This window comes from Sphingomonas panacis, assembly GCF_001717955.1.
In the GTDB taxonomy this organism is placed as follows: Bacteria; Pseudomonadota; Alphaproteobacteria; order Sphingomonadales; family Sphingomonadaceae; genus Sphingomonas; species Sphingomonas panacis.
On sequence record NZ_CP014168.1, the window covers coordinates 577,164 to 599,440 of the forward strand.

The following is a 22,277-nucleotide window of genomic DNA, read 5'->3' on the forward strand; positions in this document are numbered from 1 at the left end:
ACATGGGGCCACGCCAGCGGTTCCGCCAGCCCGCAGCTTCTGTTAGCAGGTGCAGCAATGCGCCGCCGTCTCTACGCTCTTGCCCTGGTGTTCGTGATCGGCGTCGCGGTCGCGCTCTACGCCTTTGCAGAGGCGCGGCGGGACCCGGTGGTGCGCCGTGCGACGATCGCGCTGCCGCGCTGGCCGGCGGGGCAGCCGCCAATCCGCGTGGTGCTGATCAGCGACGTGCATATCGGATCGCTGGCGATGGGGCCTGCGCGGCTCACGCGAATCGTTACGCAGATCGACGCGCTTCACCCCGATCTCGTGCTGATCGCGGGCGATTTCATCTTCGGCCAGCGCAAGGACGGCGCGGCGCTGCATGGGCCGGCGATGGTCGCGCCGTTGAAGGGGCTTCACGCCCGCCTCGGCGTGATCGCCGTGCCCGGCAACCACGATCACGCCACCGGCATGCCGGCGGTGGCGCGCGATCTCGCGTCGGCGGGGGTCGTGCTGCTCCAGGACAAAGCGGTCCAGGTCGGCCCGCTCGCCCTCGGCGGGGTCGACGACGCCGCGAGCGGCCACGCCCATCCGATCTACACGATGGCGCAGATACGAATCCTGACGGGCGCACCCGTGCTGGTGACCCATTCGCCCGAGATCGCGAAGGATATGTCGCCCGATATGCCGCTGCTGCTCGCCGGGCACACGCATTGTGGTCAGGTGGTGTTGCCGCTGATCGGGCCGATCGTCGAAGTCTCGCCGGCGCGCTATCGGTGCGGCGTGGTCCGCGACCGCGCGCACACCGTGATCGTCACCGCAGGACTCGGCGCGACCGGGGTGCCGTTCCGGCTCGGCGCGCCACCCGATCTGTGGTTGCTGACGTTGGGACCGAAGCCCGGCGCCTGAACGGCGACCGGGCCTCAGCCGTGCGGGATCAGGCGCCCCGGCTGGCTTCGAACAGGAACCAGGCGCGCTCCTCGGCGAGATCGGTCCATTCGTCGAGGATGCCGCTGGTCGCATTGTCCTTGGCGTCGTCGACGATGTCCTTGGCCTCGCGCAGCTTCTCGACGAGCTTGAGATTGTCCTCGCGCAATTCGATCAGCATCTGCGCGGCGGGGACGAACGCCTCGTCATTGTCTTCGATCGACTGGTGGCGCGCGATGTCGCCGATCGAGCGCAGCGTGGTGTTGCCGGTCTTGCGCACGCGCTCGGCGATCGCGTCGGTCGTGCCGAGGATCTGAGTCGCCTGATCGTCGAGCATCAGGTGATAGTCGCGGAAATGCGGGCCCGAGACATGCCAGTGGAAGTTCTTGGTCTTGATGTAGAGCGCGAACGAATCGGCGAGGATCGCGTTCAGCGCCTCGGCGACGGTTTTGGCGGCGTTGGTCTTGATGTCGGTCGGGGTTTTCAGCGCGTCGTCGGTCACGGAACAGCTCCTGTGGATGAGTTCGTTGCGTTAACGATTCGATAGCGGAATGGCTCCCGCCTGTCCTCGCACGTTTTTGCGATCGGACTGATCGAGCGGCTAGATCAATCGCAGCGCCGACAGCCCGGATATGACCCCGATCGCGCACAGCAACAGCCCGGTGCCGATGCGAATCGCGCGAATCGGGAGCTGCCGGCGCATCGGTTCGCCGGCCAGCACCCCGGCCGCGTTGACGATGCCCGCGCCCAAGGTCGCGCCGATCGCGGCGAGCACCGGCGCATCGCTGCGCGCCGCGAACGCCATCGTCGCGAACTGGGTACGATCACCGAACGCGAGGATCGCGACCCCGAGAAAGCTCGTCGCGAACGCGCCGATCCGCCATTTCGCGAGCCGGTCGGGTGCTTTCAGCCGCCCGAACGCTCCGAACCCGGCGGAGAGCAACGCGACCGACACCAGCAACGCGCGCGCATTGGGGGTCAGGTGCGCGGCCACGATTCCCCCGCCGACACCGGCGACGCCGTTGCCGAGCGCGAGCGCGAGCAATGTCGCGGCGATCACGACCCCACGTTTTTCGAATCGGTCGCCGAGGATCGCCGCCAGCCACGGCGTGCGATCGCCCGCTTCGATCAGAATCGCGGCGACGAATGCCGCCATCAGCGCATCCATCGCGCGATCAGCCCGTCGGGCCGGGGATTGGAAGCCGCTTTGCCATGCGCCGGCACTATCCGCGCGGGGGTATCGGTCGCGTTAACACAGGCACGAGGCTTGACAATTCGGGCGGCGTGCGCCAACGCGCTTCGCCTACGGGGCGGCCCATCGCGGCCGCCTTTGCTTTTTTACGATTTGCAGGAAACAGGGCTCATGGCCAAGCCAACCACCGTCAAGATCAAGCTCATCAGCTCGGCTGACACTGGCTTCTTCTACGTGACCAAGAAGAACCCGCGCACCAAGACCGAGAAGCTGAGCTTCAAGAAGTACGACCCGGTCGTGCGCAAGCATGTCGAGTTCAAGGAAGCCAAGATCAAGTGATCCAAAGGGCGGCATAGCCGCCTTTGGATCATCCCCGCGAAAGCGGGGATCAAGAGCCGCGGGGGCAACCCCAGCGGCTTTTTTGGTATGTCAGGTTCGCTCTGTCACGGCGCCATCAACCCGTTGACCGCCTCGACGAATCGCATCAGCGAAATCGGCTTCGAGACATAGGCGTCGGCACCCGCACCGCGAATCCGCTCCTCGTCCTCGCGCCCGGCATAGGCCGTCACCGCCATGATCGGGATGTCGCGCAGCGCGGGATCGCCCTTCAACTGCGTGATGAGTTCGAAGCCGGTGACGTGCGGGAGCTGGATATCGGTGACGATCAGATCGGGCGCGAAATCGCGCGCGCGCGCGACTGCCTCGCGCCCGTCGCGCAGCCCCTCGGTCACGAAGGCATGGGCGCGCAGCAGATCGCAGAAAAGTTTGAGGTTGAGTTCGTTGTCCTCGACAACGAGCACCCTTTTTGCCACGTCCACCCCGATCCGAAACCCGACTTGAAAGCGCTGGTTACGCAATGCGCGCCCCCGATACAAATGCTGACGCGACCGAGCTGGCGCTGCGCGCGCTGGTGTGGACTCTCGCCGAACCCGATCGCGCGCAGCGGCTGCTCGACACCACCGGGCTGATGCCGGACGATCTGCGCGCCCGCGCCGGCGAACCCGCCGTGCTGGGCGCGGTACTCGCCTTTCTCGAAGGCTATGAGCCCGATTTGATCGCATGCGCCGAGGGGCTGGATGTTCGGCCAGAAGCGATCGTCGCCGCGCACAGGGCGCTCGACGGCGGCGCGTTCTACGCATGAGCCGGCCTTTGCTCATCACCGATTGCGACGAGGTGCTGCTGCACATGGTGCGGCATTTCGGCGTGTGGCTGCGCGAATCGCACGATATCGACTTCGACGTCGCCGGCCCCGAGATGTTCACCAGCATGCGCCACGCCAATGGCGACCGGCCGAGCACCGAGGAGATGTGGGGCTATCTCGGCGGCTTCTTCCCCGCCGAGATGGAGCGGCAGACCTTGGTGCCGCACGCCCGCGAGGCGCTGGCGGCGCTGAGCGCGGTTGCCGATATCGTCGTGCTCACCAATTTGCAGGACCATGTCCGCGACGCGCGGATCGAACAGCTCGCGCGCTTCGACATCCGCCACCGCGTCGAGACCAATCAGGGCGGCAAGGGCAATCCGGTCGCGCGGCTCGTCGCCGAATATAATGCGAGCGTCGCGGTGTTCGTCGATGATCTCGCCGTGCATCACGAATCGGTCGCGAAGCACGCCCCGCACGTCCACCGGCTGCACATGATCTCCGAACCCGATCTCGCCCTCAACGTGCCGGCGGCGCCTTACGCGCACGCGCGGATCGACGACTGGCAGGATGCGCAGGCGTGGATCGCCGACCGCTTCGCCGCCGGCCTGCCCGCTTCCTTCCCTGAGAGAGACGCATCATGACCGACCGTATCGACCGCAAGCTCGCCGAACTCGGCCTTACCCTGCCCGTCGCCGCCGCGCCGGTCGCCTCCTATGTGGCGGCGGTCGAAGCGTCTGGCCTGCTCCACATCTCCGGCCAATTGCCGTTCGACGATGGCGCGCTGATGACCGGCCGGCTCGGCGAGGATCGCGACGTCGCCTATGGCACCCACGCCGCGCAGCGCTGCGCACTGATGCTGGTCGCGCAGATGAAGGCGGCGCTTGGCGGGCTGCACCGCGTCGAACGGATCGTGAAGCTCGGCGTGTTCATCAATTCGGCGGCCGATTTCACCGATCAGCCCAAGGTCGCCAATGGCGCGTCGGACCTGATGGTCGAGCTGTTCGGCGACGCCGGCAAGCACGCCCGCAGCGCGGTCGGCGTGCCGGTCCTGCCGCTCGGCGCCGTGGTCGAGATCGACGCGATCGTCAAAATCACCGACTGATTTTTCGCGCAGAGGCGCAGAGGACGCAGAGGATTTTTGCCGCGCAGCGGCTCTCACTTCCTCTGCGCTCTCTGCGCCCCTGCGCGAATATTTGGTTCACGCGGAAGCGCCGAGCCGAAGAGATATGGCGCTGCGCGCGGCTTGCGTCGCCCCGGCGCAGGCCGGGGCCGCTGCGTTTGGGGCGGCCGGTTCGCAAAACAACACAGCGGCCCCGGCCTACGCCGGGGCGACGATTATTTTCCCAAGACTATTTTGCCGCGCTTACTTCGCCTCGGCGAGCAGCGCCTGAGCGGTCGGCGTGGTCCAGTCCATCCCGCCGACGATCCGCCACACTTCATGCCCGGCCGAATCGTAGAGGATGCTGGTCGGCAGGCTGGCGTTGAACGCGATGCTCAGGCCCACTTTCGAATCGAGATACGGCTGAAGCCGCGTGAAGCCCTTCTTCGCGAAATACGCCGAGACGGTGCCGCGATCCTTGTCCTGGCTGATCGCGGCGACATGGAAGGTCGCGGCAACCTTTTCGAGCGTTGGCATCTCGGCGACGCACGGCCCGCACCAGGTCGCCCACAAATTGACCAGCACCGGCTTGCCCTTGAACGCGGCGATCGTGGTCGGCTTGTCCTGGGCATCGTCGAAGCTGACGGCGGGGGGGGCTTCGCCCTTGTGGCTGCGGTCGATCGTACCGATCGTATCGACCGGCACCTTCTCGCCCTCCTTGGGGGCATCGGCGGTCGGCGTGGCGGCTGGCGCTGGCGTAGCGCTGGCCGATGCGGCCGGCGTGGCGCGCGGCACCGCTTGCTCCTTGGTGGAGTCTTGCCTATCGCCGCAGCCAGTCATCAGGGTGAGCAGCACCAAGGCAGGGAGCGGCACGATCGTCGAGCGTAAGGACATGAAGGACGCATCCAATGCGATGTGGGGCGGCCGTTTCGCGGAAGGCCCGGCGGCGGTCATGCGCGAGATAAATGCCTCGATCCCGTTCGACAAGCGCTTGTGGCGGCAGGATCTCGCCGGCTCGAAGGCGCATGTCGCGATGCTGGGCGCGACCGGCATCGTCGGGCCGCAAGATGCCGCCACGATCTCCGCCGGCCTCGATACCGTCGCCGCACACTATGAAGCCAACGGCGTCGCCGAGGACATGGTGCTCGAAGACATCCACATGCAGAGCGAGGCGCGGCTCGCCGAGGCGATCGGACCTGTGGCGGGCCGGCTCCACACCGCCCGCTCGCGCAACGATCAGGTCGCGACCGATTTCCGTTTGTGGGTGCGCGACGCGATCGATCAGGTCGATGTCGCGCTGAAAGGCTTCCAGCTCGCGCTGCTGGCGCGCGCCGAGGAACATGCCGACAGCGTGATGCCCGGCTTCACCCATCTGCAAAGCGCGCAGCCGGTCACGCTCGGCCACCATTTGATGGCCTATTTCGAGATGACCGCGCGCGACCGCAGCCGCTTCGCCGATGCGCGCGCGCGCGGCAACCGCAGCCCGCTCGGCTCGGCGGCGCTGGCGGGGACCGGCTTCCCGATCGACCGCGAGATGACCGCCGCCGCTTTGGGCTTCGACGGGCCGACGCGCAATTCGCTCGATGCGGTGTCCGACCGCGACTTCGCGATCGAGTATCTCACCGCCGCCGCGCAAGTCGCGCTGCATCTGTCGCGGCTGGCCGAGGAGTTCATCCTCTGGGCGTCGCAGCCGTTCGGCTTCGTCTCGCTGTCAGATCAATGGTCGACCGGCTCGTCGATCATGCCGCAAAAGCGCAACCCCGATGCCGCCGAGCTGGTGCGCGGACACAGCGGGCGGATCATCGGCTGCCTCACCGCCCTCATGGTGACGATGAAGGGCCTGCCGCTCGCCTATTCGAAGGACATGCAGGACGACAAGCCGCCGGTGTTCGAAGCGCATGATCTGCTCGGCCTGTCGATCGCGGCGATGACCGGCATGGTCGAAAGCGCGACCTTCCGCACGCCCCGCATGCGCGCCGCCGCCGAGGCCGGCTTCTCGACCGCGACCGATCTCGCCGACTGGCTGGTGCGCGAGGGCGGGATTCCGTTCCGCGAGGCGCACCACATCACCGGCCGCGCAGTGAAACTGGCCGAGGAACGCGGCATCGCGCTCGATCAACTGCCGCTCGAAGACCTCACTGCGATCGACGCGCGGATCGACGATCGCGTCTATGGCGTGCTGTCGGTCGATGCGTCGGTGGCGAGCCGGACGAGCTTCGGCGGCACCGCGCCGGCGCGGGTGCGTGCCGCCATCGCGGCGGCGCGGGAGGAACTGGCATGAAGCATCTCATCCTCGCGGGCGTGCTCGCGCTCGGCGGTTGCGGTTCGGCGTCCGAACTCAAGCCCGCCAGCAATCAGCATCTGCCGGTCGCGCCGTATAGCGCCCGCGCGACGCCGACCGCGACGCAATTGCTCACTCCGAACAGCCAGGCGCGGCCCGAGCGCAGCGACGAACTGCTCAAGAAATCGGACACGCGCCGCGGCGACGAGTTCGATCTTCCACCCCATAACTGAACGGCACCCAGATGGATCATTTCGCGCTGGTCGACGGCGTCATGCACTGCGAGGGCGTGTCGCTCGAGCGGATCGCCGCAGACGTCGGCTCCCCCGTCTACGTCTATTCGGCGGCGACCTTCACGCGCCATGCCGAGGTGTTCCGCGACGGTCTCGCCGGCGTGAAGCGCAAGCACATCGCCTATGCGATCAAGGCCAACCCCAATCTCGCGGTGCTGCGGCTGCTCGCCAATGCCGGCTATGGCGCTGATGTCGTCTCGGGCGGCGAGCTTGCACGCGCGATCGCGGCGGGGATACCGGCTTCGGACATCGTGTTCTCGGGCGTCGGCAAGACGGTCGCTGAGCTGACCAAGGCGCTCGACGCCGGACTCGGCCAGTTCAATCTCGAGCTTGAGGAAGAAGGCGTCGTGCTGGCGGCACTCGCAGCGGCGGGCGGCAGGCGCGCCGACGCCGTGCTGCGCGTGAACCCCGATGTCGATGCCGGCACGCACGCCAAGATCTCGACCGGCAAGGCCGAGAACAAGTTCGGCGTACCGATCAGCGAGGCGCGCGCGATCTTCGACCGGCTCGCGGGCCTGCCGGGGCTGAACCTGCGCGGCGTCGCCATCCATATCGGCAGCCAGCTCGCCGATCTCGCGCCGCTGGAGGCCGCATATCGGCGCATCGGCCAGCTCGTCCAGGAACTCCGCGCCGCCGGCCACACGATCAGCCATGTCGATCTCGGCGGCGGCCTCGGCGTGCCGTACAAGGCGGGCGACGTCTTCCCCACCCCCGCCGCCTATGGCGCGATGGTCGCGCGCGTCACCGATGGCTGGGACGCGACGCTGATGTTCGAGCCTGGCCGCGTGATCGCGGGCAATGCCGGCGTGCTGCTGACCCGCGTGATCTGGGTCAAGCCGGGCGTCACCAACCCCTATGTCATCGTCGATGCCGCGATGAACGATCTCGCGCGGCCCGCGATGTACGATGCTTGGCACGATTTCGCCGCCGTCCGCCCGACCGGTGCGCGGATGACCGCCAACATCGCCGGCCCGGTCTGCGAGAGCGGCGACACATTCGCGATGGGCCGCGACATCGACTCGGTCAAATCGGGCGATCTCGCGATCTTCCGCACGGCCGGCGCCTATGGCGCGACGATGGCGAGCACCTACAACAGCCGCGCGCTCGTACCCGAAGTGCTGGTGAGCGGGGACCGCTACGCCGTCGTCGCCGATCGCATCCAGCCCGAAACGATCCTCGCCGCCGAGCGGCTGCCGGAGTGGCTGACCGCGTGACGCTCGCCAGCCTGCCGATCTTCGTCGCGGCGCGGGGCCGGACGGTGATTCTGGTCGGCGATGGCGATGCGGCGGCGGCGAAGCGGCGGCTGCTCGAACGCGCGGGCGCACGGGTGGTCGGCGAGGACGGCACGGCCGCGCTCGCGATCGTCGCGGTCGACGATGAGGCCGACGCGCAGGCGGTGGTCGCGCGGCTGAAAGCGCGCGGCGTGCTCGTCAACGCGGTCGATCGGCCTGCCCTGTGCGATTTCACCCTGCCCGCGATCGTCGATCGTTCGCCGGTGATCGTTGCGATCGGCACCGGCGGCGTCTCGGCCGGACTGGCTGCGGCGCTGCGCCAGCGACTCGAAGCGCTGCTCCCGCCGACGCTCGGGCGACTCGCCGAGGCGCTGTTCGCGGCACGCGGCGCGATCCGCGCGCGCTTCGCCGATCCGGGTGCGCGACGGATGGCGCTGGGCGCAGCGTTCGCCGAAGGCGGCGCGCTCGACGTGCTGGCCGCAGGACCGGAGGCGGTCGAACGCTGGCTCGAGTCCGCCGGAGACGCGCCCGGCGGAGTCGTCCATATTCTGTTACGCTCGGACGATCCCGACGACCTCACGCTGCGCGAGGCGCGCTGGCTGGCACAAGCCGAGCGAATTTGCGCGGGCGACGATGTGCCCGCCGCGATCCTGTCGCGCGCGCGCGCGGATGCGGTGCGAACCGCGTCGCTTCCCGCCCAGCCCCAACCCGGACTGACGGTGGCAATCCATGAGCCAACCCAACCAACATAATAACCGTTCGCCCTGAGCTTGTCGAAGGGCGTGCCAAACAGCGTTGCGCGTGCGGCACGTGCTTCGACAGGCTCAGCACGAACGGGGTGATAAAGCTTTAGAAAGCCCGAATCAGCAGCCCGCCAGTTCGACCCGGTCGTTGAGCGCTAGAAGCGAGGCGACGAGCCGCTGGCGGTCGGCGCGAGTCGCGGCGAGTTCGGTCTGCGCCTCGCCCAGTTCGATCGCGCGCTCGGCGATGCGCGCGTCGAGCGCGGCGTTGAACGCCTTGAGATCGGCGAGGCGGCGGGCGTGGCCGATCACCCGCGTGATCCGCGCCGCCAGCACGTCGAAATCGAACGGCTTGGCGACATGGTCGTCGGCGCCCGCCGCGAGCGCATCGACGGCGGCGGCAGGGTCAGATCGGCTGGTCAGCAGAATCACCGGCACGTCGCGCGTGTCGGGGCTCGCCCGCAACGCCCGCAGGAGTTGCATCCCCGACATGCCCGGCATCACCATATCCGCGAGCACGAGATCGAAGCGCCGCGTCGCCGCCTGGTCGAGCGCATCGGTCGCCTTGTCGCACAGCACCGGCAGATAGCCGAGCCGCGCCAGCCGCCGGCCGATCACCGCGAGCGCGGTAGGATTGTCATCGACGACGAGGATGCTGCCGGCCGGGCCGGACGAAAACGGGGCGAAAACCGGGTCGTGATGCATGGACATGGCACCCTGTCAGTGGATCACCCACCGACGTAGCGCGCAGACGTCAGTTTTCGGTTAACGCCGCCGCAACCATATCGCGTCCGTGCGCGTCACACCCGCATCGGCATCAGCACGTACAGCGCCGCGGCCTTGTCGTTCTCGCGGATCAGCGTCGGCGCGGCGGCGTCGGCCAGATGCACCTCGATCGTATCGCCATCGAGCTGCCCGAGAATGTCGAGCAGATAGCGGCTGTTGAAGCCGATCTCGAATGGCAGCGACACATATTCGCCCGGCACTTCCTCGGCGGCGGTGCCGTTGTCGGGGCTCGTCACCGACAGCACGATCTTGTCGCGGTCGAGCGCCATCTTCACCGCGCGGGTCTTCTCGGTCGCGATCGTCGAGACACGATCGACGCCCTCCTCGAAGCTGCGCGGATCGATCTTGAGGATCTTGTCGTTGCCGGTCGGGATGACCCGGCTGTAATCGGGGAAGGTGCCGTCGATCAGCTTCGAGGTGAGCAAAGCATGGCCGAGATCGAAGCGGATCTTGGTCGAGGACAGCGACACGCCCACCAAAGCATCGACCTCGTCGAGCAATTTGCGCAGTTCGGCGATGCATTTGCGCGGCACGATCACGTCGGGCATCGCCTCGGCCCCTTCAGGGCGCGGCATCGTCACGCGCGCGAGGCGGTGGCCGTCGGTCGCGGCGGCCTTGAGCACCGGCTGCGGATCGGCCGAGACGTGCAGGAAGATGCCGTTGAGATAATAGCGCGTCTCTTCGGTCGAGATCGCGAAGCGAGTCTTGTCGATGATCTGCTTGAGCGTCTCGGCGGGCAGCTCGAAGCTCACCGGCAGCTCGCCTTCGGCGATCACCGGGAAATCGTCACGCGGCAGCGTGCTGAGCTGGAAGCGGGCGCGACCGGCCATGATCGTCAGCTTGCCGTCGGCTGCGGCAAGACTCACCTGCGAGCCTTCGGGCAGCTTGCGCGCGATGTCGAACAAAGTGTGCGCCGACACCGTGGTCGCGCCGGGCTGGTCGACCGCCGCCGCGATCGTCTCGTTGATCTGAAGGTCGAGATCGGTCGCCATCAGCTTCAGACCGCCCTCCGCCGTCGCCTCGATCAGCACGTTCGACAGGATCGGGATGGTGTTGCGCCGTTCCACCACCGACTGGACATGGCTGAGGCCCTTCAAAAGGGTCGCGCGTTCGATCGTCGCCTTCATCTCAATCCCCCGGGCCGCCGCCCTACTCTATCCCGCCAGGCGTCAGAAGCCGGGGGCAATTCGCCGTCTCTTTCCTTACCGCAAAAAGGGGCCGGGGCAAGCGCCCCGACCCCTCATCCGTGCCGAAATCAGGCGTTTGGCTTAGAAGCGGTAGCCAACGCCGACCGCAATCTGGTGCCGATCGGTGTCGACATCGAAATTGTTGGTGTTGGCGCCGTTGGCATATTCGAGCCGGGCGTTGCCATAGTTCGAATAGCGATATTCGATCTTGGCGTAGGTGTTGCGGCCGATCGCCTCCTCGACACCCGCACCGACGCGGTAGCCATCGAGATTGAAATGCTGGCCGGTCTGGGTAACGCCGTCGCTCGCGGTCAGATCGAGCCGACCGTTGGTGTAGCCGCCCTTCGCGTAAACCAGCGTGGTCGGCGATACCTTGTAGCCGACGCGGACGCCCGCATAGAGATCGCGGCCCTGCTTGACGCGGCCATAGCCGAGCGCGGCGGCGCTGGTCGGTGCGTTGGTGACCTTGCCGGTCGAGCCGGTCACTTCGCCTTCGACGCCGATCACGATCTGGCCGAGATCCTTGTCGTAGCCGATGTCGCCACCATAGAGCAGGCCGTCGGCCTTGCGGTTGCTGTCGATGTCCGAGTTCGGGCCGCGACCGGGCTGAAGCTTGTCATACCCGAGCAGCACGCCGACGCGCGGGCCGTCGAACGCACCGGACGGTGCGGGCGGCGGGCCGTCCTGCGCGAACGCGGGGGCAGCGAAGCCAAGGCCGAGCGCGGCGGTGGCGGCGGTGACAAGAAACTTCTGCATGATACTCACTCCATTACACATTCCCGCGACTGCCGGGCAGCATCCGGGGCGGGGACGCTTCAGATAGGCGCGTTGGTCGGGCTTTGCATGAACCTCAGATAAACACGGAAATCCGTTGCTTTTGCGCCACAGGGGATTGAAAGCGCGGGCATGACTTCCAAGGCAGCGCGACACGGAATTATCGCTGGCGTGAGCCTCGCGTTGCTCGTCGCCGCGCCCGCATGGGGCCGCGAAACGGTCGGCGTGTTCGAAAGCTGGGGGGCGTTCGCCGATTCCGCGCCGCGGCGTTGCTATGCCATCGCGCAGCCGGTGCAGAGCGGCGGCAGCTCGCGCTGGCGCCCCTTCGCGAGCGTGGCGGACTGGCCGGGGCAAGGCGCGCGCAACCAGCTCCACCTCCGCCTCAGCCGCGCGCGCGATCCCCGCGCACGCGTCACGCTGTCGATCGGCGAGCGACGCTTCGAGCTGGTCGCCGGCGAGGCGGATGCCTGGGCGCCCGATGCGCGCGCCGATGCGGCAATCGTCGCCGCGATCCGCTCGGGCCGCAGCATGAGCGTCGAGACGCTCGCCAAAAGCGGCGGCCCCTTCGCGGACGTCTACGCGCTGGGCGGCGCCGCGACCGCGATCGACGCGGCGGCGCTGGCGTGTGTCAGGCGGTGAGTGCGTAAGTCTTCAGGCTGACCAGAACCCGGTCTTGCGGCCATGCTGGGCACGCAGCTCCGCGACATACGTCTGGTGATCGCCCCACGCGCCGAAATCCTCGATCCGCCGCGCAAGACTCGCGCAGCTTTCGAGATGGCGCGCGGCGTGCGGGTAGCGCTTGGTACGGGCGCGGGTGAGCGCGAAGTCGATCATCGCGCGCAGCAGCAAGCTCGCCTTCTCGGCCATAGCCGATGAGTCTGCGCTCCTCCTCTGGAAGCGGCGACGGCGGCGATGCCGCGAACGCTTCGAAGCGGCGCTGCAGGTGGGTCAGCCCTGACCGGCCCATTGCTTCCGCCAGCAGGGCGATCAGTCCGTCATACTGATTGTGGAGATCCTCGGAGACCAGATCGAAGACACGCTCGGCCAACGCCTCGGGTGGCAAGCGCGCGGCGATCGCCAGCGGCGGAAGCGCCTCCAGCGCCGCCGCGATCTCGTCGAAGATATCGGCTGGATCATAGACGCAGCGATCGGAAATCGGCGTCGCCAGTGCGACCAGCCGCCACAGCAGGTCGAACGCCTCGGCCGGATCGCTGGGCGCGACGTGATCGAGGATCGCGCGGCGCTGCATCGCCAGATCGTCGGCGACCGCGCGCGTCTTGTTCCACTCGATCACCGACCGCGCCTTGGCGATCGTGGCGAGCCGTTTGCGGACCTGAGCCGCGACCTCCCCGCCTCCGCCCGCGCTCGCCAATTCGAGCCGGAGCCGGCGCTTGACCCGTGCATCGTCCCCCGCCAGTTCGAGCAACACCGCCGCAAGACGCGGCGCGCCGAGCGTCTCGAGATTGGCGGCGTTGAGGGTCTTCTTCGAAGCCATACCGCGATATCGCGGTGCCGAGTCGCGGTCGTCAAGCCGATCGGTCGCGCCTGTAGAAAAATGCATGAAACCACGCTATATGCCGGAAATGCAGACAGCTTCAGCCGCCCTCATGCCCATCCCCGGGCACATCGATCCCGTGCCCGTCCCGCGTGCCGCGGTGCCGCGTCCCGATGGCCGCATCGACCTGCTCGGTCTGTCCAAGGCCGATCTGCGCATGGCGCTGGAGACGGCGCAGCTCGAACCCAAGCAAGCGAAGCTCCGCGCCAAGCAGCTCTGGCACTGGATCTACAATCGCGGCGTCACCGATTTCGCGCTGATGACCGACATTTCGAAGACGATGCAGCCGTGGCTCGCGGGTCGCTTCGCGATCAGCCGGCCCGAGGTCGTCGAGGCGCAGGTTTCGACCGACGGCACGCGCAAATGGCTGCTGCGCGCGCCCGACGGCGAGGATTACGAGGCGGTGTTCATCCCCGATGCCGACCGAGGGACGTTGTGCGTGTCGAGCCAGGTCGGCTGCACGCTCAACTGCCGCTTCTGCCACACCGGCACGATGCGGCTGGTGCGCAACCTCACCGCCGCCGAGATCGTCGGGCAGGTCATGCTGGCGCGCGACGCGCTTGGCGAATGGCCGAGCACGCCCGAGGGGCGGATGCTCACCAACGTCGTGATGATGGGCATGGGCGAGCCGCTCTACAATTTCGATGCGGTGCGCGATGCGCTCGGCATCGTCATGGACGGTGACGGTCTCGCGCTGTCGAAGCGGCGGATCACGCTCTCCACCTCGGGCGTGGTGCCGATGATGGCGCGCGCGGGCACCGAGATCGGCGTCAACCTCGCGGTGTCGCTGCACGGCGTCACCAAAGAAATCCGCGACGAGATCGTGCCCTTGAACCGCAAATACGGCATCGAGCAACTGCTTCAGGCCTGCGCGGATTATCCCGGCGCCAACAACGCGCGGCGGATCACCTTCGAATATGTCATGCTCAAGGACAAGAACGACAGCGACGCGGATGCGCGCGAGCTGGTTCGGCTGCTCAAACACTATAACCTCCCCGCCAAGGTCAATCTGATCCCGTTCAACCCTTGGCCGGGCGCGGCCTATGAGACCTCGACGCCCGAACGGGTACGGCGCTTCTCCGACATCGTGTTCGAAGCGGGCATCTCCGCGCCGGTCCGAACCCCGCGCGGCCGCGACATCGACGCCGCCTGCGGCCAGCTCAAGACCGCGAGCGAAAAGAAGAGCCGGGCGGAACTCGACCGGCTCGCCGAAGAAAAACAGGCCGCCCTGGGCTGAACTTCACTATGCCGGCCCGGCATCTCCCCAACGATATGGGCGAGGATGCTGAAGTTTGGCACACGCTGGAGTTGACGTGACCGTCCAGGCCATCACCCTCGCCGCCGGCGCCGGCATCTTCGGCGGCGCGATGAACGCGCTCGCGGGCGGCGGCACCTTCGCGACGCTGCCAGCGCTGATCGCCCTCGGGCTGCCCGCCAATGCCGCCAACGCCACTTCCAACGTGTCGTTGCTGCCGGGCGCCGCGACCAGCGCCTGGGCGTTTCGCGACGAGTTGCAGCCGCTCGGCGGGGTCGATGTGCGGCTGCTGGCGGCGATCACCTTCGTCGGCGGCCTTGCCGGAAGCCTCCTGCTCGTCTCCACCCCCACGCATCTGTTCGATCTGATGATCCCGTGGCTGCTGCTGACCGCCGCCCTCGTCATCGCGTTCGGGCCGCGTGCGGCGGCGGGGCTGCACCGCATCGTCACGATCGGCCCGCGCACGCTGATCGTCGGACAGGCACTGCTTGGCATCTACGGCGGCTATTTCGGCGGCGGCGTCGGCATGATGCTGACCGCGGCTTACGGCCTGCTCGCGCATATCACGCCACGCGCGCTGTTCGCGCCGCGCACGCTGATGCTCGCGGTCGCGAACGCGGCGGCATCGATCGTGTTCGTCGCGACCGGACTGGTGCGCTGGGACGCCGGCGTGCCGATGCTGCTCGGCGCAGTGCTTGGCGGATGGCTCGGCGCGAAGCTCGGCAAGCGGCTGACGCCCGGCATGGTGCGCGGCTGGACGCTGGCGGTAACGATCGTGACGACGATCGTGTTCTTCGTGCGGGCTTACGGCTGATCGGGGCGGAACATCTTGAAGAGGTTGTCCTCGCCGACCTCGAAATAGTCGGCCGGCCCGCCACCGCGCAGGATCGCGCGAGCGCGGCCGGTCTGGTAGACGCCGTCTTCAAGCAAAGCGCGATCGATATGCACCCCGATCACCTCGCCGAACATCACCCAGGTATCGAGCGCGCGCCGTTCCTTCGATTCGAGCCGCAGCGTCTGAGTCGCGCGGCATTCGAACTGAACCGGGCTGGCGGCGACGCGATCGGGCTTGACCAGCCGCGACGGCAGCGCGGCGATGCCCGCCAGATCGAACTCGTCGACTTCGGGGCCGACCATCGCCGAACTGGTGTTCATCACGTCAGCGAGCGGCCGAGTCGCGAGGTTCCAGACGAATTCGCCGGTTGCGGCGATGTTGGCGGCATTGTCCTTCCACCCGATTGAGGAGAAGCCGATGATCGGCGGGCGATAGTTGAACAACGTGAAGAAGCTGTACGGCGCGAGATTGCGCACGCCGTTCGCGCTGATTGTGCTCACCCAGCCGATCGGGCGCGGCGCGATGATCGCGTTCAGAGGATCATGCGCAAGGCCGTGGCCGTTTGCGGGTTCGTAGAAATGCTGGTCGGCCATCGCGCGCTGTTTCCCTGTGACGACGGCGGCTCTACAAGACCACGCGAGGCGTGTAACCGTTTCCGTCTGACTGGCGTATACAGGGTATGACGATGACCATAGCCACGCCTTCCGTTCCCGCCGATGCGGTGCCCGCGTCGCGCACGATCTATCGCCACCGCGTCGCGACGCGGGTGTGGCACTGGATCAACGCGATTACGATCTTCATCATGATCGGCAGCGGACTGACGATCCTCAACGCGCATCCGCACCTGTATTGGGGGGCATATGGTGCCAATTTCGATCACCCGTGGCTCAGCACGATCCGCTGGCCAAGCTATGTGACGATCCCGGCGCACTACAATCTCGCGATCGCGCGGCGCTGGCATCTGCTGTTCGCGCTGGTGCTGGCGTTCAGCCTGCTGGCCTACATGATCGCAAGCCTCGCCAACCGCCATTTCCAGCGCGACCTTCGCGTCCGCCTGCGCGAACTTTCGACCGCGAAGCTGTGGCATGACTTTCGCGAGCATCTCGCCTTCCGCTTCCACGATCCCGCCGATCCGCGCGCGTACAACATCTTCCAGAAGCTCTCCTACGTGCTCGTCATCTTCGGGCTGATCCCGACGATGATCCTCACCGGCCTCGCCATGTCGCCGGCAATGGATGCGGCTTGGCCGTGGCTGCTCGATCTGTTCGGCGGGCGGCAATCGGCGCGATCGGTGCATTTCATCGCGGCCGCCGGGCTGACCGGGTTCATCGTCATCCATCTCGTGCTGGTGATTCTCGCGGGACCACTGAACGAAGTGCGATCGATGCTGAGCGGGCGCTGGCGCGTGCCGGAGGATGCGGCATGAGCCTCATCACCCGCCGCGCACTCGTCACCGGCGGCGCCGCGAGCGCGGGTCTGCTGTTGTCGGGCTGCGACCAGGTCGCTCAGGTGCCGGCACTGCGCAAGATCCTGTTCTCGGGCGAGATCATGAACATGGGGCTGCAACGCGCGCTCTCGAACCGCGATGCGCTCGCGCCCGAATTCAGCGCGACCGAAATGTCGCCGCGCTTTCGCGTCAACGGCACGCACAACCCGAACACGCCCGACTACACCGCGATGGTCGCCGAGAATTTCGCGCACTGGCGCTTGCAGGTCGGCGGGCTGGTGGCGACGCCGCTCAGCCTGTCGATCGCGCAGCTTCGCGGCCTGCCCGCGCGCACCCAGATCACCCGGCACGATTGCGTCGAAGGGTGGAGTGCGATCGGCAAATGGCACGGGCCACGGCTCGCCACCTTGCTCACGGCGGCGGGTATCCGCGATACCGCGCGCTACGTCGTGTTCACCTGCGCCGATCTGTACGGCGGCGCCCCCTATTACGAATCGATCGACCTGGTCGATGCCTTCCATCCGCAGACGATCCTCGCCTGGGCGCTCAACGATCATGTCCTCGACGTCGGCCACGGCGCGCCGGTGCGGCTCAGGGTCGAGCGACAGCTCGGCTACAAGCACGCCAAATACGTGATGCGGATCGACGCGGTCGACAGTCTGGCGAAAACCGGGCTAGGCAAGGGCGGTTATTGGGAAGATCACGTCGATTACGATTGGTATGCCGGAATTTAAGTGATTATTGGGCTGCATATGGCCCTGATCGATCTCTTCCTCGCCGCGCGGGTCCAGCGCGGCCAACTCACCGTCCACCACGCCGACGGCAAGACCAAGACCTTCGGTACGCCAACGCCCGGCTTCCCCGAGGTGACGATCCGTTTCACCGACAAGGGCGCCGCCGCCGCTATCCTGCGCGACCCCGGGCTCGGCGCGGGCGAAGCCTATATGCAAGGACGGCTGGTCGTGGAGCGCGGCGACGTGCGCGATCTCGTCAATCTGCTGACCTCCAACGACCCGTGGGAGGCGGGCGCGAACAAACTCGCCGCATCGGCATCGCGCCGCGCGGTCGAGGCGGTGACGCATCGCATCGGCCGGATCAACATGGCCAAGCGATCGAAGCGCAACGTCGCGCATCATTACGATCTGTCCGACCGGCTCTACGACCTGTTCCTCGATGCCGACCGGCAATATAGCTGCGCGTACTACACCGACCCCGCCAACACGCTGGAGCAGGCGCAGGCCGACAAGAAGGCGCATATCGCCGCCAAGCTCGCGCTGAAGCCCGGCATGAAAGTGCTCGATATCGGTTGCGGCTGGGGCGGCATGGCGCTGTATCTGCACGCCAAGACCGGTGCCGAGGTGCTCGGCGTGACGCTGTCCGAAGAACAGCTCAAGGTCGCACGCCGCCGCGCCGAAGAGGCGGGCGTCGCCGACAAGGTGCGCTTCGAACTGATCGACTATCGCCACGTGACCGGCACATTCGACCGGATTGTCTCGGTCGGCATGTTCGAACATGTCGGACCGGCGCATTACCGCACCTTCTTCCGCCAGTGCCGCGACCTGCTGACCGAAGACGGCGTGATGCTGCTCCACACGATCGGCCGCGCCGGCGGACCCGGCGTCACCGATCGGTGGACGACCAAGTACATCTTCCCCGGCGGCTACAACCCGGCACTTTCGGAGATCGTCGCGGCCAATGAGGGGCTGCGCTTCATGGTGACGGATGTCGAAGTGCTGCGGCTGCACTACGGTTACACGCTCGATGCGTGGTACGACCGCACCGTCGCGGCGCGCGACGCGATCGTCGCGTTGTACGACGCGCCGTTCTACCGGATGTGGCAGTTCTATCTGGCCGGCGCGAGCGCCGCGTTTCAATATGGCGGCCTCGTCAACTACCAGCTCCAGTTCGCGCGCAACCGCCACACGCTGCCGATCACGCGCGATTACATGATCGAGGGCGAACGCGCTTTACGCTGACGTCACGCGCGACCCAACCCGCCGACCGGCGTGCGCTTGACGTCGCGTGGGAGCAGCAGGCGTAGCTCGCGGTTGGGGAAGTCGATCGTCACACGGCGAAACAGCCGCAACGCGTCCATGCCGAGCATCAGCGCGGGCTTGTCGGCCAGCCCGAAACGCGCGAACGGCGGCGCGTCGGCAAAGGCGACCGGCAGATTCTCGATCGTCGTGCTGCCGATCCGCACGGCGCCGATCTGGCCGTAATCGGCGAGCAGCGACACCCCCGTCACCGCCCGCGCCGAAATCTGCCGGAGCAACGTCTTGCGCGCGATAAGCCGGCGCAGCGCCGGATTGCCCATCGTCACATCCGATCCGGTGTCGATCACCACACGCACGCGGCGCTCGCCGAAATACGCGTCGGTCACGACCAACTGCCCGAACATGTCGCGCGCGCGCACCACCACCTCGCCCGGCACGGCAGCCGGCGTGCGGCGCCGCTTGGTCGAGGGCGTCACCGTCATCACATTCTGGTCGAAGTCGATCGTCACCGCATGGCCCTGCAACGTATCGATGCCGAGCATCCCCGCACCGCCGATGTTGCTCGCGGCGAACGCCGGCGCCTCGATCCGGCTGCCACCGAGTGGGCCGACACGGATGCGCGGGATCACCACCGTCGCGACCTGCTCGACGTTCGCCATCGCCGTCACCCGCACACCGCGACCCGCGGCGAGGCCGAGCATCGCCGCCAGTTCGCGCGAGATGACGGTGCGTTCGGCGCCGGTATCGACAACGAAGTGGAATGGCCCGGCATCGGCGATCTGCACGGGCACGGTCATACGCTGATCGGCATCGGCAATGGCGATGCTGTCGGCCGGCGGCGGGTTCGAGTCAGGGCCAAGCGGCGCGGCGGTCTGGGCGGAGAGCGCGAGAAGCGGAACGGCACAGAACAGGGCCGGTTTCATCGTGGAATGATACGCCCGTTTCGGACCTTCGACAAGCGAGTCGCACCTTTATTCTGCGGCGGTTTCGCCCCTGCAAAACACCCTCAATCCAGCCGCATCGCCTCGACCGCCAGCGCCTCCGCCTCGATCAGCAGCGCGTCGTCGGCATGGCCCTGCGCGACGCGCTCGCGGCCGATCAGTGTCAGCACCGGCACCGCCAGCGGCGAGACGCGCGACAGATCGACGTGCACCATCGTCGCCGCGGCGCGCTCGAGCAGCGCGCCGAGCCGGCCCACGTCGGTCATACGCGCGCGTGCGTCGTCCCACGCGGCGCGGAGCAGCAGGTGGCCGGGTTCGTATTTGCGCAGCACGTCGTAGATAAGATCGGTCGAGAACGTCACCTGCTTGCCGGTCTTGCGCTTGCCGGGGTGCTGGCGCTCGACGAGACCGCCGATCACCGCCACCTCGCGGAACGCACGCTTGAGCAGCGACGACCCCTCGACCCAATCGACGAACTCATCCTCCAGGATGTCGGCGGAGAACAAGGCGCGCGGATCGGTGACGGGTTCGAGCGAATGGCAGGCGAAGGCGTAATCGCTGGCGACGAAGCCCATCGGCTTCAGCCCGAGCGTCTCCATCCGCCGCGTGATGAGCATGCCGAGCGACTGATGCGCGTTCCACCCTTCGAAACTGTATGCGACCATGTAGTTGCGGCCTTCGCGCGGGAAGGTCTCGACCAGCAATTGCCCCGGACGCGGCAGGATCGAGCGCTTCTCCTGCATCTCCAGCCATTCGCGCACATCGTCGGGGAAGCGGTGCCACGCGGACGAATCGGCGAGGAAACCGCGCACCCGGTCGGCGAGGTTGGTCGAGATCGGCATGCGCGCGCCGCCATAGGTCGGGATGCGCGCCGGTCGGGCGGTGGCGCGGACCAGCAGATCCTCGGTGCTGGTGGCGATCACCTCAAGGCTCAAGCCAGCGAAGAAGAAGGTGTCGCCGGGCGAGAGCGTCGCGGCGAACCCCTCCTCCACCTTGCCGAGCGAGCGACCGTTCTTGAAGCGCACGGTCAGCATCGTCGCCTCGACGATGATCCCGGCGTTGAGGCGGTGTTGGGTGACGAACTGCGGGTGGCTGACTCGCCACAGCCCGTCCGGCGTTTGCGTCAGCCGCTTGAACTTGTCGTAGGCTTTCAGCGCATAGCCGCCGTCGCGGATGAAACCGAGCACTTGATCGAACGTATCGTCGGTGAGCGCCGAATAGGGCAATGCCGAGCGCACCTCGTCGAGCATCGTCTGTTGCCGGAACGGCGCGGCACACGCGCACGCCATCACATGCTGCGCGAGCACGTCGAGCGTGCCGGGGCGGAAGATGTCGGGGTCGAGTTCGCCCGCCTCGACCGCGTCGAGCGCGGCGCGGCCTTCGAGATATTCGAAGCGGTTTCCGGGGACGATCAGCGCCTCGGACGGTTCGTCGAGCCGGTGGTTGGAACGGCCGATCCGCTGGAGCAACCGCGAGGAGCCCTTGGGCGCACCCATCTGGATCACGCAATCGACATCGCCCCAATCGACACCCAGATCGAGGCTGGAGGTGGCGACCAGAGCGCGCAGCTTGCCGTCCGCCATCGCCCCTTCCACCTTGCGCCGCGCCTCGAGGCTGAGCGAACCGTGGTGGACGCCGATCGGCAGGCTGTCGGCATTGACCTTCCACAGATCCTGGAAGATCAGCTCGGCGAGGCTGCGCGTGTTGCAGAACACGATCGTGGTGCGATGTGCGGCGATCTCCGCCATAACTTGGGCGGCCGCATAGCGGCCAGAATGGCCCGCCCACGGCACCTTTCCCTCAGGTAGCACGATCGCGATGTTAGGCGGCGCGCCCGGTTCGCCTTGTACCAGCGCGACCTGGTCGATGTCGCCATCGGGCGCGAGCCACGCACGATAGCCATCGGCGTCCGCCACCGTCGCCGAGAGCGCGACGCGCCGGAGGCCGGGCGCGATCGCCTGTAACCGCGCCATGCACAGGCTGAGCAGATCGCCGCGCTTTCCGGTCGCGAAGACATGCACCTCGTCGACGACGATCGTGCGCAGGCTTGCGAACATCGTGAAGCTGTCGGGATAGGACAGCAGCAGGCTCAGCGATTCGGGCGTGGTCAGCAGGATCTGCGGCGGCCGGACGCGCTGGCGCGCCTTGCGGTCCGAGGGCGTGTCGCCGGTGCGGGTCTCGACTCGGATGTCGAGGCCCATCTCCTCAACGGGTGTCAGCAGGTTGCGCTGCACGTCGGTCGCCAGCGCTTTCAGCGGCGAGACGTAGAGCGTGTGCAGGCCTTCGGACGGATGTTCGATCAGCTCGGCGAGCGTGGGCAGAAAGCCGGCAAGCGTCTTGCCCGCGCCGGTGGTGGCGACGAGCAGCCCGTGCCGGCCGGCGCGCGCGACGTCGAGCATGTCGCGCTGATGGCGGCGCGGTGCCCAGCCGCGTGCGGCGAACCAGTCGGTTAAAGGTTGCGGGAGTTTCAACGAAAGGCGCCCTCACCCTTGCCACGCGCCTCCGGCACGCGGTGCCCTTCGCTCTCCCAATGGGAGAGGGAGCGAGGAGCGCAGCGACGGAAGGGTGAGGGTGACACCGTAAGAAGATGGGAACAAAGCCGCATCCCACCCATATAGG

At 67.2% G+C, this 22,277-nt stretch carries 26 protein-coding genes; 15 read left to right on the plus strand and 11 right to left on the minus strand.

The window, feature by feature from the left end:
* Positions 1-57: 57 nt before the first annotated feature.
* Positions 58-888, plus strand: a complete 831-nt coding sequence (locus tag J0A91_RS02665; protein WP_069203618.1) for a metallophosphoesterase — start codon at positions 58-60, stop codon at positions 886-888.
* 28 nt (positions 889-916) lie between these two features.
* On the opposite strand, the gene J0A91_RS02670 is transcribed toward J0A91_RS02665, so the two are convergent.
* Entirely contained in the window at positions 917-1,408 is a 492-nt protein-coding gene (locus J0A91_RS02670; protein ID WP_069203619.1) for a Dps family protein, read from the minus strand.
* Positions 1,409-1,507: 99 nt separating this feature from the next.
* Positions 1,508-2,062, minus strand: a complete 555-nt coding sequence (locus J0A91_RS02675) for a TMEM165/GDT1 family protein (RefSeq protein ID WP_240502176.1) — start codon at positions 2,060-2,062, stop codon at positions 1,508-1,510.
* A 207-nt stretch (positions 2,063-2,269) separates the two neighbouring features.
* Between J0A91_RS02675 and rpmG the strand changes: the two genes are divergently transcribed.
* Positions 2,270-2,437: a 50S ribosomal protein L33 gene (gene rpmG, locus J0A91_RS02680; RefSeq protein WP_069203621.1), complete on the plus strand. Its 168-nt coding sequence runs from the start codon at positions 2,270-2,272 to the stop codon at positions 2,435-2,437.
* Between the two features lie 104 nt (positions 2,438-2,541).
* Here rpmG and J0A91_RS02685 read toward each other — a convergent pair whose 3' ends face one another.
* Complete coding sequence (locus J0A91_RS02685; protein ID WP_069206968.1) at positions 2,542-2,910, minus strand: response regulator; 369 nt, start codon at positions 2,908-2,910, stop codon at positions 2,542-2,544.
* Positions 2,911-2,954: 44 nt separating this feature from the next.
* Between J0A91_RS02685 and J0A91_RS02690 the strand changes: the two genes are divergently transcribed.
* The 3 genes from J0A91_RS02690 to J0A91_RS02700 are packed head-to-tail and all read left to right on the plus strand — an operon-like array spanning position 2,955 to position 4,341.
* Positions 2,955-3,239 (plus strand): DUF3572 domain-containing protein, encoded by a 285-nt coding sequence (locus J0A91_RS02690; protein WP_069203622.1) that lies wholly within the window; start codon positions 2,955-2,957, stop codon positions 3,237-3,239.
* Positions 3,236-3,880 (plus strand): hypothetical protein, encoded by a 645-nt coding sequence (locus J0A91_RS02695; protein ID WP_069203623.1) that lies wholly within the window; start codon positions 3,236-3,238, stop codon positions 3,878-3,880. Before J0A91_RS02690 ends, J0A91_RS02695 begins: the two co-directional genes overlap by 4 nt.
* Complete coding sequence (locus tag J0A91_RS02700) at positions 3,877-4,341, plus strand: RidA family protein (RefSeq protein WP_069203624.1); 465 nt, start codon at positions 3,877-3,879, stop codon at positions 4,339-4,341. Before J0A91_RS02695 ends, J0A91_RS02700 begins: the two co-directional genes overlap by 4 nt.
* A gap of 261 nt (positions 4,342-4,602) precedes the next feature.
* Here the strand turns inward: J0A91_RS02700 and J0A91_RS02705 are convergent, their stop codons facing one another.
* A complete protein-coding gene (locus tag J0A91_RS02705) occupies positions 4,603-5,232 on the minus strand; it encodes a TlpA family protein disulfide reductase (RefSeq protein ID WP_069203625.1) in 630 nt (209 codons plus the stop codon).
* Positions 5,233-5,251: 19 nt separating this feature from the next.
* Here J0A91_RS02705 and argH point away from each other — a divergent pair, with 19 nt between their 5' ends.
* From argH to J0A91_RS02725, 4 genes are read left to right on the plus strand one after another with little or no spacing between them, the layout of a single operon-like run.
* The gene (gene argH / locus J0A91_RS02710; protein ID WP_206365026.1) at positions 5,252-6,619 is read left to right on the plus strand and encodes an argininosuccinate lyase; all 1,368 of its coding nucleotides are present in this window, start codon (positions 5,252-5,254) and stop codon (positions 6,617-6,619) included.
* Positions 6,616-6,852: a hypothetical protein gene (locus J0A91_RS02715; RefSeq protein WP_069203626.1), complete on the plus strand. Its 237-nt coding sequence runs from the start codon at positions 6,616-6,618 to the stop codon at positions 6,850-6,852. The genes argH and J0A91_RS02715 overlap by 4 nt, the downstream gene beginning before the upstream one ends.
* Before the next feature lie 11 nt (positions 6,853-6,863).
* Complete coding sequence (gene lysA, locus J0A91_RS02720) at positions 6,864-8,126, plus strand: diaminopimelate decarboxylase (protein ID WP_069203627.1); 1,263 nt, start codon at positions 6,864-6,866, stop codon at positions 8,124-8,126.
* Positions 8,111-8,896 (plus strand): precorrin-2 dehydrogenase/sirohydrochlorin ferrochelatase family protein, encoded by a 786-nt coding sequence (locus tag J0A91_RS02725; RefSeq protein WP_420852809.1) that lies wholly within the window; start codon positions 8,111-8,113, stop codon positions 8,894-8,896. The genes lysA and J0A91_RS02725 overlap by 16 nt, the downstream gene beginning before the upstream one ends.
* Before the next feature lie 111 nt (positions 8,897-9,007).
* On the opposite strand, the gene J0A91_RS02730 is transcribed toward J0A91_RS02725, so the two are convergent.
* From J0A91_RS02730 to J0A91_RS02740, 3 genes are all read right to left on the minus strand, one after another.
* Complete coding sequence (locus tag J0A91_RS02730) at positions 9,008-9,589, minus strand: response regulator (RefSeq protein WP_069203628.1); 582 nt, start codon at positions 9,587-9,589, stop codon at positions 9,008-9,010.
* Between the two features lie 95 nt (positions 9,590-9,684).
* Entirely contained in the window at positions 9,685-10,797 is a 1,113-nt protein-coding gene (dnaN, locus tag J0A91_RS02735) for a DNA polymerase III subunit beta (protein WP_069203629.1), read from the minus strand.
* Between the two features lie 141 nt (positions 10,798-10,938).
* Positions 10,939-11,613, minus strand: a complete 675-nt coding sequence (locus J0A91_RS02740) for an outer membrane protein (protein ID WP_069203630.1) — start codon at positions 11,611-11,613, stop codon at positions 10,939-10,941.
* 150 nt (positions 11,614-11,763) lie between these two features.
* Here J0A91_RS02740 and J0A91_RS02745 point away from each other — a divergent pair, with 150 nt between their 5' ends.
* Positions 11,764-12,270: a hypothetical protein gene (locus J0A91_RS02745; protein WP_069203631.1), complete on the plus strand. Its 507-nt coding sequence runs from the start codon at positions 11,764-11,766 to the stop codon at positions 12,268-12,270.
* Here J0A91_RS02745 and J0A91_RS02750 read toward each other — a convergent pair.
* On the minus strand, positions 12,260-13,126 hold the full coding sequence (locus tag J0A91_RS02750; protein WP_206364968.1) for a DUF6880 family protein: 867 nt from the start codon (positions 13,124-13,126) through the stop codon (positions 12,260-12,262). The genes J0A91_RS02745 and J0A91_RS02750 overlap by 11 nt on opposite strands.
* Positions 13,127-13,214: 88 nt before the next feature.
* Here J0A91_RS02750 and rlmN point away from each other — a divergent pair, with 88 nt between their 5' ends.
* Positions 13,215-14,423: a dual-specificity RNA methyltransferase RlmN gene (gene rlmN, locus J0A91_RS02755; protein WP_476749574.1), complete on the plus strand. Its 1,209-nt coding sequence runs from the start codon at positions 13,215-13,217 to the stop codon at positions 14,421-14,423.
* 76 nt (positions 14,424-14,499) lie between these two features.
* The gene (locus J0A91_RS02760) at positions 14,500-15,255 is read left to right on the plus strand and encodes a sulfite exporter TauE/SafE family protein (protein ID WP_240502177.1); all 756 of its coding nucleotides are present in this window, start codon (positions 14,500-14,502) and stop codon (positions 15,253-15,255) included.
* On the opposite strand, the gene J0A91_RS02765 is transcribed toward J0A91_RS02760, so the two are convergent.
* Entirely contained in the window at positions 15,246-15,869 is a 624-nt protein-coding gene (locus J0A91_RS02765) for a flavin reductase family protein (RefSeq protein WP_069203635.1), read from the minus strand. The two genes, J0A91_RS02760 and J0A91_RS02765, sit on opposite strands and share 10 nt — an antisense overlap.
* Before the next feature lie 92 nt (positions 15,870-15,961).
* On the opposite strand from J0A91_RS02765, the gene J0A91_RS02770 reads away from it, so the two are divergent.
* The 3 genes from J0A91_RS02770 to J0A91_RS02780 are packed head-to-tail and all read left to right on the plus strand — an operon-like array spanning position 15,962 to position 18,699.
* A complete protein-coding gene (locus J0A91_RS02770) occupies positions 15,962-16,702 on the plus strand; it encodes a cytochrome b/b6 domain-containing protein (protein WP_240502178.1) in 741 nt (246 codons plus the stop codon).
* A complete protein-coding gene (locus J0A91_RS02775; RefSeq protein ID WP_069203637.1) occupies positions 16,699-17,457 on the plus strand; it encodes a molybdopterin-dependent oxidoreductase in 759 nt (252 codons plus the stop codon). Before J0A91_RS02770 ends, J0A91_RS02775 begins: the two co-directional genes overlap by 4 nt.
* A gap of 18 nt (positions 17,458-17,475) precedes the next feature.
* The gene (locus tag J0A91_RS02780) at positions 17,476-18,699 is read left to right on the plus strand and encodes an SAM-dependent methyltransferase (protein ID WP_069203638.1); all 1,224 of its coding nucleotides are present in this window, start codon (positions 17,476-17,478) and stop codon (positions 18,697-18,699) included.
* Positions 18,700-18,701: 2 nt separating this feature from the next.
* Here the strand turns inward: J0A91_RS02780 and J0A91_RS02785 are convergent, their stop codons facing one another.
* Positions 18,702-19,640, minus strand: a complete 939-nt coding sequence (locus tag J0A91_RS02785; RefSeq protein ID WP_069203639.1) for an aspartyl protease family protein — start codon at positions 19,638-19,640, stop codon at positions 18,702-18,704.
* An 83-nt stretch (positions 19,641-19,723) separates the two neighbouring features.
* On the minus strand, positions 19,724-22,057 hold the full coding sequence (locus J0A91_RS02790) for a ligase-associated DNA damage response DEXH box helicase (protein WP_069203640.1): 2,334 nt from the start codon (positions 22,055-22,057) through the stop codon (positions 19,724-19,726).
* Positions 22,058-22,277: the final 220 nt, after the last annotated feature.